Source organism: Acholeplasma equifetale ATCC 29724 (assembly GCF_000687735.1).
GTDB lineage: Bacteria > Bacillota_I > Bacilli_A > Acholeplasmatales > Acholeplasmataceae > Acholeplasma > Acholeplasma equifetale.
On the sequence record NZ_JHXL01000007.1, the window covers coordinates 12980 to 32772 of the forward strand.

General features: G+C 28.8%; 17 protein-coding genes. All 17 read right to left on the reverse strand.

Translation table 11 applies throughout. The features are described 5' to 3' along the window. Nucleotides 1-2: 2 nt before the first annotated feature. On the reverse strand, nucleotides 3-2816 hold the full coding sequence (gene uvrA / locus T434_RS0104265; protein WP_026400045.1) for an excinuclease ABC subunit UvrA: 2814 nt from the start codon (nucleotides 2814-2816) through the stop codon (nucleotides 3-5). Continuing rightward, nucleotides 2809-4788 (reverse strand): NAD-dependent DNA ligase LigA, encoded by a 1980-nt coding sequence (gene ligA, locus T434_RS0104270; protein ID WP_162150726.1) that lies wholly within the window; start codon nucleotides 4786-4788, stop codon nucleotides 2809-2811. The genes uvrA and ligA overlap by 8 nt, the downstream gene beginning before the upstream one ends. Nucleotides 4789-4866: 78 nt before the next feature. Continuing rightward, a complete protein-coding gene (locus tag T434_RS0104275; protein ID WP_026400047.1) occupies nucleotides 4867-6033 on the reverse strand; it encodes an ATP-dependent helicase in 1167 nt (388 codons plus the stop codon). 44 nt (nucleotides 6034-6077) lie between these two features. Beyond that, nucleotides 6078-8159 (reverse strand): ATP-dependent helicase, encoded by a 2082-nt coding sequence (locus T434_RS0104280; RefSeq protein ID WP_026400048.1) that lies wholly within the window; start codon nucleotides 8157-8159, stop codon nucleotides 6078-6080. A gap of 8 nt (nucleotides 8160-8167) precedes the next feature. Further along, the gene (locus tag T434_RS0104285) at nucleotides 8168-9793 is read right to left on the reverse strand and encodes a glutamine--tRNA ligase/YqeY domain fusion protein (RefSeq protein WP_026400049.1); all 1626 of its coding nucleotides are present in this window, start codon (nucleotides 9791-9793) and stop codon (nucleotides 8168-8170) included. An 11-nt stretch (nucleotides 9794-9804) separates the two neighbouring features. Beyond that, nucleotides 9805-11604: a glycosyltransferase gene (locus T434_RS07500; protein WP_051614403.1), complete on the reverse strand. Its 1800-nt coding sequence runs from the start codon at nucleotides 11602-11604 to the stop codon at nucleotides 9805-9807. Nucleotides 11605-11707: 103 nt separating this feature from the next. Continuing rightward, a complete protein-coding gene (locus T434_RS0104295) occupies nucleotides 11708-13363 on the reverse strand; it encodes a hypothetical protein (protein WP_026400050.1) in 1656 nt (551 codons plus the stop codon). Nucleotides 13364-13419: 56 nt separating this feature from the next. Continuing rightward, nucleotides 13420-14427: a tRNA (adenosine(37)-N6)-threonylcarbamoyltransferase complex transferase subunit TsaD gene (tsaD, locus tag T434_RS0104300; protein ID WP_026400051.1), complete on the reverse strand. Its 1008-nt coding sequence runs from the start codon at nucleotides 14425-14427 to the stop codon at nucleotides 13420-13422. 1 nt (nucleotide 14428) lies between these two features. Further along, nucleotides 14429-14857, reverse strand: coding sequence for a ribosomal protein S18-alanine N-acetyltransferase (gene rimI / locus T434_RS07505; RefSeq protein WP_051614405.1), 429 nt, complete (start codon nucleotides 14855-14857; stop codon nucleotides 14429-14431). Beyond that, nucleotides 14838-15425, reverse strand: a complete 588-nt coding sequence (gene tsaB / locus T434_RS07510) for a tRNA (adenosine(37)-N6)-threonylcarbamoyltransferase complex dimerization subunit type 1 TsaB (protein WP_051614407.1) — start codon at nucleotides 15423-15425, stop codon at nucleotides 14838-14840. The genes rimI and tsaB overlap by 20 nt, the downstream gene beginning before the upstream one ends. Further along, nucleotides 15422-15868 carry a tRNA (adenosine(37)-N6)-threonylcarbamoyltransferase complex ATPase subunit type 1 TsaE gene (tsaE, locus tag T434_RS06980; RefSeq protein WP_162150727.1) on the reverse strand — a complete coding sequence of 149 codons (447 nt, stop codon included), beginning with the start codon at nucleotides 15866-15868 and terminating at the stop codon, nucleotides 15422-15424. The genes tsaB and tsaE overlap by 4 nt, the downstream gene beginning before the upstream one ends. After that, nucleotides 15865-17139: a glucose-6-phosphate isomerase gene (locus T434_RS0104320; RefSeq protein WP_162150728.1), complete on the reverse strand. Its 1275-nt coding sequence runs from the start codon at nucleotides 17137-17139 to the stop codon at nucleotides 15865-15867. Before T434_RS0104320 ends, tsaE begins: the two co-directional genes overlap by 4 nt. Then, complete coding sequence (locus tag T434_RS0104325; protein WP_035358379.1) at nucleotides 17117-17473, reverse strand: S1 RNA-binding domain-containing protein; 357 nt, start codon at nucleotides 17471-17473, stop codon at nucleotides 17117-17119. The genes T434_RS0104320 and T434_RS0104325 overlap by 23 nt, the downstream gene beginning before the upstream one ends. A gap of 134 nt (nucleotides 17474-17607) precedes the next feature. Continuing rightward, complete coding sequence (locus T434_RS0104330) at nucleotides 17608-18213, reverse strand: hypothetical protein (protein WP_026400054.1); 606 nt, start codon at nucleotides 18211-18213, stop codon at nucleotides 17608-17610. A 27-nt stretch (nucleotides 18214-18240) separates the two neighbouring features. Next, on the reverse strand, nucleotides 18241-19074 hold the full coding sequence (locus tag T434_RS0104335; RefSeq protein ID WP_026400055.1) for a DegV family protein: 834 nt from the start codon (nucleotides 19072-19074) through the stop codon (nucleotides 18241-18243). After that, nucleotides 19071-19535 carry a divergent PAP2 family protein gene (locus tag T434_RS0104340; RefSeq protein WP_162150729.1) on the reverse strand — a complete coding sequence of 155 codons (465 nt, stop codon included), beginning with the start codon at nucleotides 19533-19535 and terminating at the stop codon, nucleotides 19071-19073. Before T434_RS0104340 ends, T434_RS0104335 begins: the two co-directional genes overlap by 4 nt. After that, entirely contained in the window at nucleotides 19536-19769 is a 234-nt protein-coding gene (locus tag T434_RS0104345) for a NifU family protein (protein WP_026400057.1), read from the reverse strand. Nucleotides 19770-19793 lie beyond the last annotated feature (24 nt).

Sequence of the window (19793 nt, forward strand, 5' to 3'; positions counted from 1 at the left end):
CTTTATTTAAGTATTTGTTTTAAATAATTTCCTGTATAACTTTCTTTAACCATAGCAACTTCTTCAGGTGTACCGGTTGCAACGACTTGTCCACCACCATTTCCACCTTCAGGGCCTAAGTCGATAATATAATCAGCGTTTTTAATAACATCTAAATTATGTTCAATAACAACCATCGTTGCACCCTCATCAACAATACGATGTAATATTTTAACTAACTTCTTGACATCGTCCGTATGAAGACCAGTTGTTGGTTCATCTAATATATATAACGTTGTTGGTGTTATACGTTTATGTAATTCAGATGCTAGTTTTACACGTTGTGCTTCTCCACCGGATAATGTGGGTGCACTTTGACCTAATTTAATATATCCTAAACCAACATCTTGAATAGTTTTTAATTGATTGTAAATTTTTGGATGATTGCTGAAAAATTCAACAGCTTCATCGATCGTCATATCTAAAACTTCTGCAATATTTTTACCTTTATACTTAATTTGTAAAGTATCTTTATTATATCGTGTACCACCACATACTTCACATGGAACATACACATCTGGTAAAAAGTGCATAGTTATTTTTTTAACACCGTCCCCACTACATGCTTCACATCTTCCACCACGGACGTTAAATGAAAATCTACCTTTTGCATAACCTCTTGCTTTTGCTTCGTTCGTCATAGCGAAAACATCACGAATTTGATCAAATACACCGGTATATGTCGCAGGGTTGCTTCTTGGATTGTATCCAATTGGTGATTGTGAAATATCGATAATTTTATCAATATAACCATTATCTTGAATAAGATCGTGTTTGCCTGCTAAATCTTTTGATCGATAAATTTTTTGACGTAATCCTTTTAATAAAATTTCATTTACTAATGTTGATTTGCCACTACCGGATACCCCGGTTACTAATGTAAGTTTTCCAAGTGGGAATGATACCGTAATATTTTTAAGATTATTCTCTTTCGCACCAATAACCGTTATGTCTTTACCATTACCTTTTCGTCTAACCTTTGGTGTTTCAATTTCTAATTCACCTTTTAAATATTTTCCTGTTAAACTTTTTGGATTGTTCATGACTTCTTCTGGTGTTCCAGCTGCAACAACTTTGCCACCAAACTTACCAGCACCTGGTCCGATATCTACTAAATAATCCGACTGTAACATTGTATCGTGATCGTGTTCAACAACAATTAATGTATTACCTAAATCACGCATTTTCTTTAAAGAATCGATAAGTTTTTGATTATCTTTTTGATGTAAACCAATAGATGGCTCATCTAAGACATATAATACCCCTGATAATTTAGAACCAATTTGAGTTGCAAGTCGAATACGTTGTGCCTCACCACCAGATAATGTACTTGCACTACGTGATAAATTTAAATACCCTAATCCCACATCTCTCAAAAACGTTAATCTATTTTCAATTTCTAACAATGCAAGATTAGCAATTTTTTGTTCGTTTTCGTTTAAGTTTAAGTTTTTAATTACCTGAATTAAATCATCAATTGGATGATCCATCATCTCACTAATATTCATTTTATTAATTTTTACAGATAACGCTGCTTCATTTAAACGATATCCATGACATTTTGGACATACCGTTTCAGTCATGAATGATTCTATCCATTGACGAATCCAATCAGATGTTGTCTCTATATAACGACGATTTAAACTGTTTATAATCCCTTCAAAACGGCTTACCTTTTCATGTACTCTACCTGAATTTGATTTTAATTTAAAATGAATTTCTTCATCTGAACCATAAAGGATGATATTTAATTTTTCTTCAGGTAATTCTCTTATAGGAATATACGGATCTATATCAAAGTGTTTACATATTTGTTCAATTTCCTGACTTGATAGATTTCCTTCATCATTATTTTTATATGGGATAATACCACCATCTAATATACCTTTTTCAGGATTTACAACTAACGCCTTAGAAACTTCTAATTTAACACCTAATCCATTGCAATGTGGACAGGCACCAATTGGTGTATTAAATGAAAATAATCTAGGTTCTAATTCAGGAATACTAAAATCAATGCCTTCACAATAGTATTGTTCACTAAAGTTTAAAACATCTTTTTCATTAACAATAACTTTTGTTTTGCCATGAGCTAATTTACTTGCAAGTTCTAATGCACTATAAATACGATTACGTACATCGCTTCTTAAAATAACTCTATCAATCACTAATCCAATCGTATGAAACTTATTTTTATCTAGTTCATCTAATTCTTCAATTAGTTTAATTTCACCATCAACATAAACTCTTGAGTACCCCTCTTTGATAAATCCTTGTAGTTTATCTTTATGTGTTCCTTTTTGTCGCTCAATAACAGGTGCAACAATAACAATCTTATCACCTTCTTGAAAAGACATAACACGATCAGTCATTTCATCAATAGTTTGTTTTGTAACAGGGACATCTGACCCTGGACAATAAGGAATACCAATTCTTGCATATAAAAGTCTAAAAAAATCATAAATTTCTGTAACAGTTCCAACTGTTGAACGAGGGTTATTTGATGTTGTGCGTTGATCAATAGAAATTGATGGACTTAAACCTTCTATAGAGTCCACATCAGGTTTTTCATAGTTACCTAAAAATTGTCTTGCATAACTTGATAAACTTTCCATGTAGCGTCTTTGACCTTCTTGATATATTGTATCAAATGCTAAACTCGACTTACCGCTACCTGAAACACCAGTCATAACAACAAACTTATTTTTAGGTATATCAATATTTATATTTTTTAAATTATTTTCTCTTGCACCTTTAATAGAAATAAAATCATTCATTGATAAGCTCCATAAATTCGTCTTCAGACATAATTCTAATACCTAGTTCTGTGGCTTTTTTAAGTTTAGAACCAGCATCTTCACCTGCTAATAAAATGTCTGTTTTCGCCGATACTGAACTTAATACATTACCACCCAATGATTCAATAAGTTTTTTAGCTTCATCGCGTTTAAAGTTTTGAAGTGTACCTGTTAAGACAAACCCTTTACCATTAAACGGATGTTCTTTAACTTGAATTTTTTCAAAATTCATATTTAAACCTAATAATTTTAATTCATTAATTAATTTGATGTTGGATTCATCTTTAAAATATTGAACAACTGAGTTTGCTATTTCAGGTCCAATGTCTGGAATATTTATTAAGTCCTCATAACTTGCATGCATAAGTGCATCCATTGATGGAAAATGATTGACTAATATTTTAGATACTTTAGCACCCACATGCTTAATCCCTAGTCCAAATAATAGTCGGTCAAGTGGTTGTTTTTTGGAATTTTCTATGGCTTCTAATAGCTTATCTACACTCTTTTTTCCAAAGCCATCTAATTCGATTAAGGAGTCATAATGGTCTTTTAATTTGTATATATCTGAAATTTGTTGTAAGAATGTTTGTTCATGTAATAATTCAACAACTTTCTCACCTAAAGTATCTATATCCATAGCTACTCTACTTGCAAAGTGAACAAGTTTAAATACGTTTTTTCCACTACAATCCGGATTCATACAATAATAATCTGCTTCATCTTCTTTTCTTTCTAATCTACTCTGACAAACCGGACAATGCTCAATCATTTTAAATGGTTCTTGATTATTTCGTTTTTGAAGATTTACTTCAATTACTTCAGGTATGATTTCACCTGCTTTATGAACCCAAACATAATCCCCAATACGGATATCTTTATTTTTAATATAATCCTCATTATGAAGTGTTGCACGACTGACTAATGAACCACTAATTAGTACAGGTTCTAATTCTGCAACAGGTGTAATAACACCAGTTCTTCCAACTTGGAAGGTAATATCTAATATTTTTGATTCTTCTTTTTCAGCTTCAAATTTATATGCGATTTGGAATTTTGGTGATTTGGCAGTATAACCAATTTTTTCATATTGATCGAATTCATTTACCTTTATGACTGCCCCATCGGTGTCATAATGTAATGTTTTTCTTAACTCATCATAATATAAAACGGCTTCTTTAAGCCCGTTAAAATCTTTTACATGTCTATAGTAAGGGTTTACTGGCAATCCTAACTCTTTTAAGAAATTCAATGCTTCAAATTGTGTTTTAACAAAATTTATGCCTTTTACAATCGTATAAACAAACATTGATAATCCACGTTTTGCAACGACCTTACTATCTAATTGTCGAATTGTTCCTGCTGCTGCATTTCTAGGATTTTTAAATAGTTCCTGGTTTTCTTTTAAACGTTCTTCGTTTGCTTTTTTGAATGCTTGATGAGACATATAAATCTCACCACGAACTTCAATATCGATTGGTTTTTTTAATTGATGTGGAATATCTTTAATTGTTTTAACATTTTGTGTAATATCTTCACCAACTAAACCATTACCACGTGTTGCAGCTTTAATGAGTTTCCCTTCTTTATAAATTAAAGAAACAGCTAAACCATCAATCTTAAGTTCTGTTACAAAACTTAAATTACTGTTTTCTTTTATCATCTTTTCATAAAATCCGTTCATTTCATCAATGCTAAATACATTGGATAATGACATCATAGGTACTGTATGTTGATGTTTTTCAAATTGTTGTAAGATTTCCCCACCAACTTTTTTACTTGGTGAATTTGGATCATCATACATTGGATATGCTTTTTCTAGCTCAATTAATTCCTTCATGAGTTTGTCATATTCATAATCTGTCATCATTGGATTATCCATTGTATGGTATCTAACGTTAGCTTCTTCTATAATTTGTCTTAATTCAATAATTCTTGCTTTTGCGTCCATTTATATCACCACTTTTTATTATACCACGCTACCGTATGTATCACACTAGCATGTTATACTTTTTTATAATTTTATATTTTAATAAAATATATCTTTCATTGTAACACGTTTTACCTTTAAAGATTTTAAAAAGGGTGTCATTTTTGATGCTGTTATATAAAGCTCGACTTTAGCTCTCGTTATCCCTACAAAAAACAATCTTCTTTCTTCTTCAATATTAAAAAATGTTTCATCTTTTAAATAAGGTAATATATCCGCTTCATAAATAATTACATTATCAAATTCTAGCCCCTTTGATTCGTGAAACGTATAAAAAGATACTCTATTGATAAAAAAGTATTCCAAAGCAGCTTTTAGTTCTAATATTTGATAGTTATTTCTATAAAGTATCGTATATTTTTTATTTTGATTGTTTCTGATTAAGTGAATAATATAGTTTATTTGTTCATCTTTTGAACCAATAAAAATTAAAACTTCTTTTTCTTTAGGGTTTGTTGTGAGTAAATCTTTTTTGAACCGATTTTTATTGTGTTTAATAAGGTTATTTGCTGCAGTTAATATATATAAATCCGAACGATAGTTGTATTGTAAAATAAGTTTTTGAGCGTTAAATTTTTTTATATATTGATTCAAAATATCAATATATGATCCTCTAAATCCATAAATACTTTGATCTGGATCTCCTACAGCAAAAAACGAAACATTATTTCGTTTCATGTTTAAAAGTAATTGAAACTGTAATTTATTAGTATCTTGAAACTCATCGATAAATATATATTTATATGGATGGAGAGAAATTTTATTTAATACATTTAAAATTAAATCATCAAAATCATATAAATGATTATTTTTTAAATATGTTTGATATGAATCATATATTTTTGGTTTTTTTGTTTGAAATAAACTATTTTTATATAAACTTATTTTTAATAAATTTTTCTCACTATATAAATCGTTTGATTTAAATATTTGAATTGTATTATTTTCCTTTTTTAATTCTTTATAACAAAAAGCATGAAATGTATATATTGATAAATTTTTCTCTTTAATTCTTGATTTCATTTCGTCTGCTGCTTTTTTGGTAAAAGTAATACATAAAATTTCATCTTTTTTTACACCTGATTCTATTAAATATTTAATTCGCTCAATAATTACAGTTGTTTTACCACTACCTGCACCTGCAATTAATAATATATTTTGATTTTTTGAATATATTGCATCTAATTGTTGTTGATTAAACTTCATAATATCACCTTTTATATAAAAAAATAGATGCTTGTTAGCATCTATTATATTTTTCTTAAACTTGGATGATTTTCTAATATTTTCTTAACACCATGAGGCATCTTAAATGCTATGGTTGCAATATCATCTTCAACATTAACAACAATACCTTCTCCAAATACTTGATGGTTAACTTTATCGCCCGCTTTAAGAAACGTTGTGTTTTGTGTTGATGGTTCTATACGTTTTGAAACCATAACCTTTTTAGGTTCCATCATTTCTTTAATAAAACGACTTGGCTCACTATATTTCACACTACCATAAAGTAAACGTTGATTAGCATATGTTAAATATAAACGTTCTTTAGCACGCGTGACACCAACATATGCAATTCGTCTTTCTTCATCTAAACTTCCTGATTCAAATATTGAAAGAGGTGAAGGAAATATATCTTCTTCCATAACTGCCATAAAAACAACTTTAAATTCTAATCCTTTAACTTGGTGGAATGTTGATAAAATAACACCTTGTTCAGGTAATTTCTGGTCTAAATCTGTATATAAGGCGATTTGGTCAAGAATTTGAGTAAGTTTTTCAATGAATGTACCTTCATAAAATACATCTCCTTGAACAAATACACTCTTTAATTCATTAATATTTTCAATGCGTTCTTTAGATATATCATCTTTTTCATCTTCAAGCATTTTAATATATTCTGTTTGATAGGCAACATATGATACAACTTCACCTAAATCATTCATATCATATAATCGTTCTCTTAATCTTAAAATTAAGTTTTTAAATTCATTAAATGCTTGTAGTGTTTTACTTGATACATCTAAATAATCAATTGCATCAAACATAGATACACCTAATTCTTTAGCCTTATCTTCTAACTTTTTAACAGATGTTGGGCCAATCGCACGTTTAGGAACATTAATGATGCGTTTTAAATAAAAATCTAAACTTGGATCTAAAATAACACGAATATAAGCTAAGATATCTTTAATTTCTTTTCTTTGATAGAAAGATAACCCACCGTATATTGTATATGGTATATTGTATTTCATTAAAGTATCTTCTAGTAATCTTGAAAGTGCATTATTTCTATAAAGTATTGCAATTTCATTGTATGAATAGCCTAATTCTTTTTTTAATCGTTCAATTTCATTTGCAATCATATTTGCTTCTTGTATATCAGTTGATGCACTCCAAATTTGTGGATCAAATCCATCCCCAAGGTCACAAACTAACTCTTTTTCAAATGGACGATTTTGATTAAATTTAATTAATCTATTGGCGTGGTCTAAGATTTTTTTTGTTGAACGATAATTAATATTTAATACATGCTCATTACCAAAGTCTCTTTTAAAACGATTAGCATTTTCATAATCTGCTCCTCTAAACCCATAAATACTTTGGTCAGGATCACCTACAACGAAAATATTTTTATGTTCACCAACAAGAAGTTTAATGATTTGATATTGTAAAAAATCAGTGTCTTGAAATTCATCAATTAAAATATATTGGAATTTTTGTCGATAATAATTTCTAACACCTTCATGCTCATTTAATAATTTATAAAGTAATACTTGAAGATCATCAAAATCTAAAAGATTATTTTCAACCATTATACGATCATAAATTTGATAAATATTCATTTCATTTTGATCATCAAAAACTTCTTTTTTAAAGTACTTATAATACGAAATTTTATTACGAATATAATTCACTTTATATTGTTTAGGATCTAAATTTAATTCTTTAATTGCATCTCTAACAATACCTTTTGCATCATCTTCATCTGCAATATTAAATCGGTTTGTATAACCCATATTGAGTTTATCAATATGTTGTCTTAAAATTTGAACGCCTAAAGCATGGAAAGTATAAATCCACACAGACACACTGTGAGGACCCGCCATATCGATAATGCGTTCTTTCATTTCTCTTGCTGCTTTATTGGTAAAAGTGACTGCTAAAATACTTTCCGGTGCAATACCGATTTCTTTAATTAAATACGCCACACGTGTTGTAAGTGTTCTTGTCTTACCTGTTCCCGCACCTGCAACAACAAAAAGCGGTCCATCAATATGCATTACCGCTTTTCTTTGTTGCTCATTAAGTTTATTGAGCCACTCTTTCATGAAATCTCCTACTTATAACTACTCTTTAATGCAACGGTTTCGTTAAATACTAATAAATCTTCTTTTGAATGATCTGTATTAAAGTATCCGTTTCTTACAAATTGGAACTTGTCATATAATTGGACATCTTTAAGTGCATTTTCAACAAAACCATATTTAATATGTAATGAATCACGATTAAATCTTTCAATTAAATCTTTAGAATCATCACCAACTAATAATGGACCATAGAAATTAAATTGTGCTTTAATAGCTTGACTTGCTTCAACGAAATGAATTGTACCGTCTGGCTTTCTTGAATTAAAGCCTGATCCTGATTTTGTTTCTGGATCGTAAGTTGCTAAAACCTCAATAATTTCTCCATTTTCATCTTTAATAACATCATACGCTTTAATGAAATATGTGTGGAATAAACGTACTTCATTACCTAATGATAATCTCTTGTACTTATTATCTGGTTTCACTTCACTAAAGTCTTCTTTTTCAATATATATGTTTCTTCCGAATGCTATCTTTCTTGATCCATAATCAAAATCTGGATGATATGGTACATCAACATATTCAATTTTATCTTCTGGATAGTTAGTAATTGTTACTTTTAATGGGTTTATGACTGCAAAAGCTCTTTTAGCTTTAGCTTGTAAGTCATCACGTACAAAAGCTTCTAACATATCCACTTCAACTTCACTATTTACTTTAGATAATCCAGTTGCAAGAATAAAGCTGCGAATCGCTTCTTTTGTATAACCTTTTCTTCTTAATCCACCAATTGTTGGTAATCTTGGATCATCCCAACCATCAACTAAGTTTTCAGTAACAAGTTGTTTTAAGAAACGTTTGGACATGACTGTATTCTTTAAACCTAAACGACCAAATTCAATTTGACGTGGTACTTTAGGCATTTCTGTTTCTCTTACAACCCAATCATATAAAGGTCTATGGTCTTCAAACTCTAAACTACATAATGAGTGTGTAATACCTTCAATAGCATCCTCAATTGGATGTGCAAAGTCATACATTGGATAAATTTTATATTTATCTTTTGTATTATGATGTACTGCAAAGCTAATACGATAAAGTACTGGGTCTCTCATATTCATATTTGGAGATGCCATATCGATTTTAGCACGTAGTACTTTTTCACCTTCTTTATACTTTCCATCACGCATTTCATAGAAAAGTTTTAAGTTTTCTTCAACACTTCGATTTCGATAAGGTGATTCAATACCAGGTGTTAAAATATCACCACGTGTTTTTTGAATTTCTTCTGCTGTTTGATCATCAACATATGCTAAACCTTTTTTAATTAAAAGCACTGCTCTTTCAAACATTTCATCAAAATAGTTACTTGCAAAATAAATTCCATGAGGGGTATATCCAAGCCATTCCACATCGCGTTTAATCGCTTTAACATACATTTCATCTTCAGTTTCTGGGTTTGTATCATCAAAACGTAAGTTTGTATAACCACCAAATACTTTAGCTAATTCAAAGTTAATAATGATAGCTCTAGCATGTCCTATATGTAAAAACCCGTTTGGTTCTGGTGGAAAGCGTGTAATAATTGTATCGTGTTTACCTGATTTTAAATCTTCTTCCATAATTGTTTTAATAAAATTTGATTGATCTTTCATAACATCACCTTCTAATTTAAAGTTAATTCATTCATTATATTTGTCGTTTGTTCCATTAATTTATTGAGCGCTTCATCAGAAGGTATGGTTAAATCAGGATAGATAGGCATACCAACACGGCAAACAATTTTTTCTCTTTGCCATATGAAGAATTTATATTCAATAAATGAAATATGAATTGGGACAATTGGAACACTTGATTGCACAGCTAATTGAAATGCTCCACGCTTAAATGTTCTTAAGTTTTTATCCTTAGTAATTAATTCACCTTCAGGATAAATGTGAATGAGTCGACCTCTTTTGGCCTTCTCACTCATATGTTTAAAAAATATTTGTGTTTCAAGTAAATTATCTGGAATTGGAACTGCTCCTAAAAGATTTACAAAAATACCTGCAATAGGAAGATCAAAATTAGCTTTCATTGCAGTCATTACCGGTCGCCTTGGAAAAGCCGCAAATGAATTCATCACACTATCTAATGTGTGAACATGATTGGATACTAATACTGCTCCACCCTTAATACCCCTTATATATTTTCTATCTACAAACTTAACGTTTAATATAAATTTGAAATATAAGAATAAAAGTGGTAAAGCAAATAAATAATATGTCATTGCTGAAATTGTTTTCTTAAATGGACCTGAATTTAATCTTTGATTAAATACTTTTCCTTTAACAGATTTTGATAAATTATAAGCTCTTTGATCCTGAATAGATAGTCTAAGCATTTCTTCAAATAAATTAATTGAGTAATCTAATCGATACTTATTTGAAAAACTTTGATATTGAATTCTTAATTTTTCTTTTTCTAAAGGATTTTCAATGAAAAATTCAATTCTTTCTCTTAAACTATTTTCATCGTTTGGTTTAAATAAATTTTTTTCTGTTAATGCGAACTGTGGTGTTGCACTTTTCTTACTATTTGCAATAACAGGAACTAATCCTGCAGCAATTGCTTCTAAACATGCAATTGCTTCGATTTCAATATATGCAGCATGTACATAAAGTGATGCTTCACTTAATGTTTTGATTAATTCATCTTGTTTTTTAAATCCAAATTCAACATCTAAATTATGTTCTTCTGCGTATTTTCTTAAACGCTTTTCATATGGACCTTGTCCAGGTAAAACAATTTTAATTTGATCTTTATATTTTGAACTTGCAACAGCTTTAAGTAATACAATCTGTCGCTTCTCTTTAGCATATCTACCTGTTGAAACAATTGTAAATTTATCTTTTCTTTCTTGGTTTTTAATATCAAAGAAAACATCTGATACACCATTTGAGATAACTTTTATAGTTGTTGGGTAGTGATTGTTTTTAAGTTCTTGTGCAATAAAATTACTTGGAGCATGTGTATAAGAGATTTTTTCATAAAATCTTCTAAAACGTCGATAAATCAATTTATTAATAAATCCAAAATGATTTAATCCTGCTCCAAATGTAATATTTTCGGGTTGAATATGAAATGAGGCGGTTGTAGGAATGTTTTTTTGACTTGCTATTTTTCTTACAACTCGACTTGTTTTCCAAGGTGTCACTAAATGAACAACATCTACACCAACTAACGCTTTTTCAATCATCTGTCGATCTGGTTTAGAAAAAGAAACATCTTGTTTAGCTGCAACTTCTGACACAATCGGAATATAACGTACAGGTAATGGATAAAGCCCCTCAATATCGTTAGATCCGATTGAAAGAATACGAACTTCGTGTCCGCGTTTTCTTAATGCCTCTATATAGCGTTTAGTCGTAATTGTTGTTCCATTTGATAATTGATGGATGTTATCAATAACGAACAAAATTACCATAGGCTGACATCTCTCCTTCTTTACGTATTATATCATATTACATGATATAACTCTCCTTAAAACCAAAAAAATGTCTAGGTTTTTCCTAGACATCTTTTAAATTTTATAAATTCGGTATTAAATCACTATAATCACCTAAAAGATTTTGTAAATCTTCAAACAATTGTTGTTGAACATTTGGAGATAAATCATTCATTGTATCAATTAAATCATTGAGTGTTGCTTGATTATTGATGAAATCTTGATAGGTTGATTCAAGATTACTATATTGAGGATTAGTAAATACATCTTCTAAAGCATTTTGAATTTCATTTTGTAAATCTTGTAATAAACTTGTTGTCTCTTGATCAGGCGTAATTTCAAAGACTAAATATTTATTTTCAACTTCTACAGATTCAACTGTGACATGTTGGGTTGTAAATTCTTCTAAGAAATCTTTTATGACAATTTCATTACTCTCAATATAATCAGTTTCACCCAGTAAGTTTAATACTGATTCAATTCGGTTAGCACCTAATGATTTTGAATCCCCTACTAAAATATTTAAAACGGTGAACACTAAATCGTTATTCCTAATTGAAGGGGTAGTTTCTAATGTAAAGTGTGTTTTAAAAATATTAGTTGGTTCTGCTTCATTATAAAAATTTAATATAATCGTTAAATATACTTTATCATCATTTAATTCTGCAAAAATTGGTTGAGCTTTTAATTTATAAGTTACATCACCTATTTTAAGTTCTTGTTCAATAATCATCGAATCACGAAGATAATAATCGATTAATTCGTTTAAAGATAATTCATGCATCATGAAGTTTAATTTACTTCCCGGTACTAAAGCACTTAGCAAAACACTAGATAATTGCCCAGTAAACAAATTTTTTAAATCTTGATCGTTTTGAATAGAATTTAAAATTGTATATTGATTTTTTGTTGATTTTAATTCATTTAATTTGAAACTAATTCCACCTTGATTGCTCCCTAATTCAAAGTCAATTAATTGTGCTTCATCAATAAATCCGAATAAAGTTTCAAGTAAAACTTTATTTTGGTTATCTTCACCTAAAAGTTTAATAATATCTTCTGAATATATCCAAATTGTTTTTGTATTTAAATCGTAATTACCAAAGCCCGATACTAAATTTTTAATTGTTGTATTTAAATCTTCTTTAAATACTAATCCATATACCCAATTTGATAAATCATACATCCATAAAACAGGTAAATTACCTAAACTCATATTTTTAATTTCTAATGAATATTTGGATTGTGTCAAATCATTATACATGACTTGTTCGGTTTTTAATTTTAATTCTAAAAATATCGTAGTCTTATAATATATACCTGAAAAACCCGCTTCAACTCCTGCTTCGACAGTTAATCCATCATTGATAAAATAAACAGTAACACCCTTAAATCCACCATAGTCGCCTAGTTTATATGCATATTTTTTATCAGTTTCAGAAACATTTGGATCACTTGAACCAAACAAAGGATTTGATGTTGCATATAAATCTTTTAATGCTGAATTAACTTCTGCATTAGTTAATGTAAAATCAATAGAATTTGTTTCACCGCTTAAAAACTTATCTAATCGGTCATTTAAAATATCGTTGAAAGAAAGTTCATCATATGATTCAAAATCATCATAGGGTGGTTGATAATCTTTATACATGAAAATAAGACCAATAATTGGTAGTATTGTCATAATTAATACTAAAATACCAATAATTCTAAAAATCCATTTAAACAATTTAAACATAAAAAAACCCCCTCTTCCACCTACATTATATAGGTATTTTGAGGGGATATCTATTATTAACGCTTAAAATGATCAAAATCAAGTGAAGATTTACCAACAATATAATAATCTTTTGTTGCTGGTTTTACTAAATTTTGATAATATGCTGCAATTCCAATCATAGCAGCTTGGTCTGTACAATAGCGAATATGAGGTATTAAGATTTCAATATCCTTAATTTTTTCATACATTTTTTCTCTTAATCCTTTATTTGCTGCAACACCACCTGCAACTATTAATTGCTTAACACCTAATGTTTCAATTGCATTTTTAGTTTTTTGAACTAAAACTTCTGTAACAACTTCTTGGAAACTTGCACAAACATCTTCAACATTAAATGATTCATTTCTTTGACGCATATTATGTACTAAATTAAGTACTGCGCTTTTTAATCCAGAAAATGAAAAATTATATGGATCATTTTTTAATAAAGGTATTGGGAGTTGATAAATTGGTTTCCCTTGATGTGCTAATTTATCCACAACAGGTCCACCTGGATAAGATAGTCCTAAGATACGTGCTACTTTATCATAAGCTTCTCCAACAGCATCATCTAAAGTTGTTCCTAGTATTTCAATATTCATATTGTCTTTTAAGTAAAGTAATTCTGTATGTCCACCACTAACTAATAATGCTAATGCAGGATATTTAATATCTCCCTCGATTTGAGCTGCATAGATATGTCCTGTTAAGTGGTTTACACCCATTAATGGTAAGTTATTTGCATATGCGAATGTTGTAGCTGCATTAATACCAACTAATAATGATCCAATTAATCCCGGTCCTTGAGTCACAGCGACTAAATCAATATCGCTTACTTTTATATTCGCATTATGTATAGCTTCTTCAAACATGTAAAGCATAGACTGAATATGTGCTCTTGAAGCTATTTCTGGAACAACTCCACCATATTTTTTGTGTATATCTATTTGTGAGTAAACTGCATTTGATAGCACTTCTTTACCATCTTTTGTTACTGCAACACTTGTTTCATCACATGATGTTTCAACTGATAAAATTATCATCTTACTTAACCTCCAGTAAGTAGATGTGTGCATCATCATCGCCATAATAATTTTTTAGTTCGTGAATTTTCTTTCCACCAAACTTTTGATAAAAATGAATTGCTGTATGATTTTTACTGCGCACTTCTAAAATTAATGTTTTGACTTTTTCTTTTTTTAAATCTTCTAAGACAAAAGAAAATATTTTTTGTCCGATACCTTGATTTTGGTATAACTTTTTTACACCAAAATTTAATAATTCTGCTTTTTCATCAACAATTCTTAAGCTGATATAACCAACGAATTCATTATCTTTTTCGTATAAATAAATATGTGAAAATGGATTATCCATTTCAAGTTCAAAAAAAGATTCTCCTAAGGTATGTCCCAAGGCGTCTAATTCGATTTCAATAATCTTTTTTATATATTCTTTACTCGCTTTTATGATCAAGTTTAACCTCAGCCTCTGTTTTTCTTAAATAATTGGGAACTAATCCCATGTAATTTTCTACATGAATTTTATTTTTAAAAACACGTTCTATATTAAGTTTAAAACTGTCGGGATTAACATAAACCATCATTAGTTTTTCTTCTTCCGTTAAGTTATCTAAATTACGGACTTTTTCTTCATCAATTAGAATACCTTTTTCATAGAATCCAGAAAAACCATCATTATTTCTTGCATCATGCCATGCAAGAATTTTTTCATCATATCCAGATGTTAATAACATTAAGCTACTAACTGTATAAAGTGGTATTTTTTTAGCATAACATAACATCTTCGCTGTCATTAATCCAACTCTTAATCCAGTATATGATCCTGGTCCGATACCAACAATAACACCGCTTAATGCTTCAAGTTCAACTTGATTTTTCTTAAGTGTTTCTTCAATCATTGGAACTATATATGCTTGATGATCTGATTTTCCAACTCTTGAATTGATTTCAATTATATTTTTTTCATCATGTAATACAATCAACAAAAGGTTTGTTGATGTATCAATTGTTAAAAATTTCATAGTTTTTCTTCCCAACTTTGATCAGTATTATGAGAACTAATTTTAATTTCTCTTTTATTTTCATCTAAATAAGTTAATTCAACTAAAATATATTGATTTGGAATTAATGCTTCAACTTGATTTGGCCATTCAATGACCGTTACAGCATTTGAATCATTAATGTATTCTTCTAAATCAAAGTCTTGGCCAATATCATTTAATCGATATAAATCCAAGTGGTGAAGTGTTTTATAACCTTCATATGTTTTTAAAATTGTAAATGTTGGTGAATTAATCACTTTCGTAATACCTAATGCTTTACCTATACCTTTTGTAAATGTTGTTTTCCCACTTGATAAATCACCTTTTAGTAAAATAACATTTTGGTCTTCTTTTAAAGCTTTAATTAATTTTTCACCAAGAAGAATAGTTTCTTCTTTATTACTTGTTATAAATGTTTTCATTTTTTCCCCAACAACTTAAACATATTTTTCTTATAAGCTTCAACACCAGGTTGATCAAACGGATTCACATCTAATAAATACGCTGACATTGCGCATGCGATTTCAAAAAAGTATACTAAATAACCAAAATGATATGCATCAAGTTTGTCAATTGTAATTAAAATATTTGGAACACCACCATCAACATGGGCCATCTTTGTTCCAATTAATGCTTGTTCATTCACATAAGATACTTCTTTATTGTATAAATAATTTAATTTATCCAAATCTTTTTCATCATAAGGAATTAATAATTTATCATTTTTCTTAACTTGGATAACTGTTTCAAAAATAATTCTTAAACCATCTTGAATTTGCTGACCAAGAGAATGAAGATCAGTTGTAAATGATGCACTTGATACTAATAAACCTTTATGTTCTTTTCCTTCAGATTCACCATACAATTGTTTCCACCATTCTGCAAAGAATGCTAAACGTGGTTCATAGTTAACAAGATATTCAACTTGTTTACCTTCTTTATAAAGTAGATAGCGTGTAACAGCATAAAGATATGCTTTATTTTTCTTTAAATCTGGTGTTTGAGCATCTAAGTATGCATCTTTAGCGCCTTCTAACATACCTTTAACATCAACACCTTTAAACACAAATGGTAATAAACCAACTGCTGTTAACACAGAAAAACGTCCTCCGACATCATCAGGAATAACAAACTTTTCATAGCCTTCATTTAAAGCTAATTGATATAAAGCCCCACGTGCTTTGTCTGTTGTTGCAAAAATACGTTTTCTTGCTTCTTCTAAACCGTATTTATTTTCAATATGTTGTTTTAATAGGCGGAATGCTATAGCAGGTTCTGTTGTTGTACCTGATTTTGAAATAACATTAATTGCATAATTCTTTTTATTTAAATATTTCAGTAAATTTTTTAAATAATTACTTGATAAATTTTGTCCGGCAAAAATAATTTCTGGTTTAGATTTTTTAAATGGTGTTTGTAAAAACTCTAATCCGGCTTTAGCACCTAGATATGAACCACCAATACCTACTACAACTAAACAATCTAAATCTTTAAATTGTTCTTTTAATTTATAGATACGATCTAGTTCTTCTTTGTCATAAGAAACTGGTAAATCAAGCCATCCTAAGAAATCATTTCCTTTACCTGACTTATTTTTTATCATTTCATGAATTTCATTTACTTTTGATTGTAAATGAGTAACTTTTTCATTTAAAAAAATGTTAGCATCTTTAGTTGAAATCTTTAGTGCCATGTTCCATTTCCTCTTTCTTTTCTGATATCCAATCTTTTAATTTGTTTTCCAAACTTCTAAATCCTATTTTAATATCTAATCTTTTAAATACTTTTGGGTGAATTAAATGTGCCTTTTTATAACTTAGTTTAAGTTTTTTCTCATTTTCATCTATTTCTAACACTGAAACATAGATTAAATCACCCAGAGTAAACAACTTATCCACTGCAGCAACATACTTATCAGATATTTCTGATATGTGAATTAATCCTTGATAATCATTTTCACAAGTCACAAATACACCATACGGTTGTACACCGGTGACTTTACACTGAATACGATCATTAACTTCCATATTTTTCACCCTCATTTTGTTCAATTTATTATAACACTTATCACATTTCATATAAAGGTATACATTTTATAAAAACCTTTCCAGCAATAAAAAAACCTAAATTTTCACATGAAATTTAGGCTATTTATTTAAAATTATTCTTTTAAGTCTTGTTCGCGGTAATCTAATATCAATTGATAAAATCCAATAATAATAAATAGTGGAACACAAAATACAAATAAATATGTTAAATGATATTCTAATAAAAAGTTTGATTGATATGAACCGATAATTGGTATTAATAACGGTGATATCAATAATCCACTTAAATTATAAATAACTAATACAAGTTCAAAAATAAATTGCTTTTTAGATATATTTGATTGAATTTTTGTTGCTCGTTTTGTAATCCATGTAATTGCATAATTTAATCCAAACGCTTCAATCGCTGCAAATAGTAAATATAAAATATTGATATTACCAAATGGTGCTATAAAAGGTAGTAAAGTCCACAAACTTATGTAAAAAAGCATACTATAAAGTGTAATTGACAAGTAATTAACTAAAAACAATTTATTTAAAATTATTGGTTTGATAGGTTCTTTTTTCAATTTCACTTTGTATAAGATAAGTAACAGAAAAAATAAAATAAGTAATCCAAAATAAGTAGCCCAATGATAAAAATCAAATGGAAATAAAATAAAGATAATTGCACTTATAAAAATTGCTATTAAATTGCTTAAGTAAAACAATAATTTCATAAATATACCTACCGTTTATTTAAATTTTTACGTTAATACACCTATAAATATACCCATACCATTAATACCCAATTTTTTCGCAACGACAAATGGTAATTCACCATAAATTTGGATATTTAAATTTGGATATTTTTGATAAATAAAATGATGTAAAAGTTTAGCTTCTTCAACTGATGTGCAATATGCAATCTTAATATATGGTTCATAACCTTCTTTTATTTTAAGTTCAATTTGATTTAATATAAAATTTAAAATATGATCTTTTTTCATTGCCTTAAATTTAAACTTATATTCATCATTAAAGGATATAACATATTGATAAGGTATTAATTTTAATAACATATTCATTAATTTATTTTGATTACTTTTGACAATGATATTTTTTGATTGTATTAAAAACAAACTTTCAGTTATAGATTCTTCAACCTTTTTAATGAGTTGTTGAATTGATAAATCTTGAGACTGATAATAATGTAACAATTCAACAATAAAATCAATTCCAGGACCAAATGTATGTGTTGGTATAACAATAAAATTTGAATCATTAATAATTGTTTGAGCTAATCTTGCGAACTGTTCCATTTTCGCATTTCCAATACTTGATGCTAAATAAATAACATATTCATATCCTAATGCTTTTTGCTTCTTAAAGGCTTTTATAAATTGGTCTGAATTTGGCTTCATTAAGTCAAAAGATTCATTTTTAAACATATCAAAAAGGTCAAGATTAGATTCATCTAAACGATGAATTTCTCTTGAACCTCCTAAAAAAGATAAAGATACGATACTCGCATCTTTAAAAATATACTTTTTATAATTACCTTGATTTAAACTGTCTGTTATTAAACCGAATTTTCTCATAGTGTGACAATCAAATATCCAATTAAAGCAATAACTACACCTAAAATAATGCCTGCTAGTACTTCTTTTGGTTTGTGACCCAATGCTTCTTTAAGCTTCTTTTCTTCTACATCAATATTTTCAATTAAATTTAATCTTAATTTGATTTGATTTAATTCGCGAGCGTGTTTACTTGCTTCATATCGAATACCCATTGAATCGTGTAACACAACTAATGCTAAAACAAGTGCAATCGCAAACGGATAACCAACTGTTTGATTATCATGATATTCAAATAATCCAATTGAAGTGACAAGTGAAGTAACTAATGCACTATGACTAGATGGCATACCACCAGTAGAAATAAGCACTGATTGATCAAATTTTTTGTAGATGAGTGCATGAATCATGAATTTTAATACTTGTGCAATAAGCATTGCAGAAAGTGTAATTATAATAACTGCATGAGCTGATTGAATCATTTAAACTGTAACCACCGCGATGATGCCAGGAACGTTTTCTAACATCATTGATTCAATTCCTTGTTTAAGTGTAATATCAATCGCTGCACAACCATCACATGCTCCACCCATCTTGACATAAACAATACCATCTTCAATATTGACTAATTCGATATCTCCACCATCTCTTAAAATATATGGACGAACTTTATTAATAATTTTTAATACTTGGTCTTTAGTGTTAGTATCTTCCATCTTAACACTTCCCTTCTTTTCATA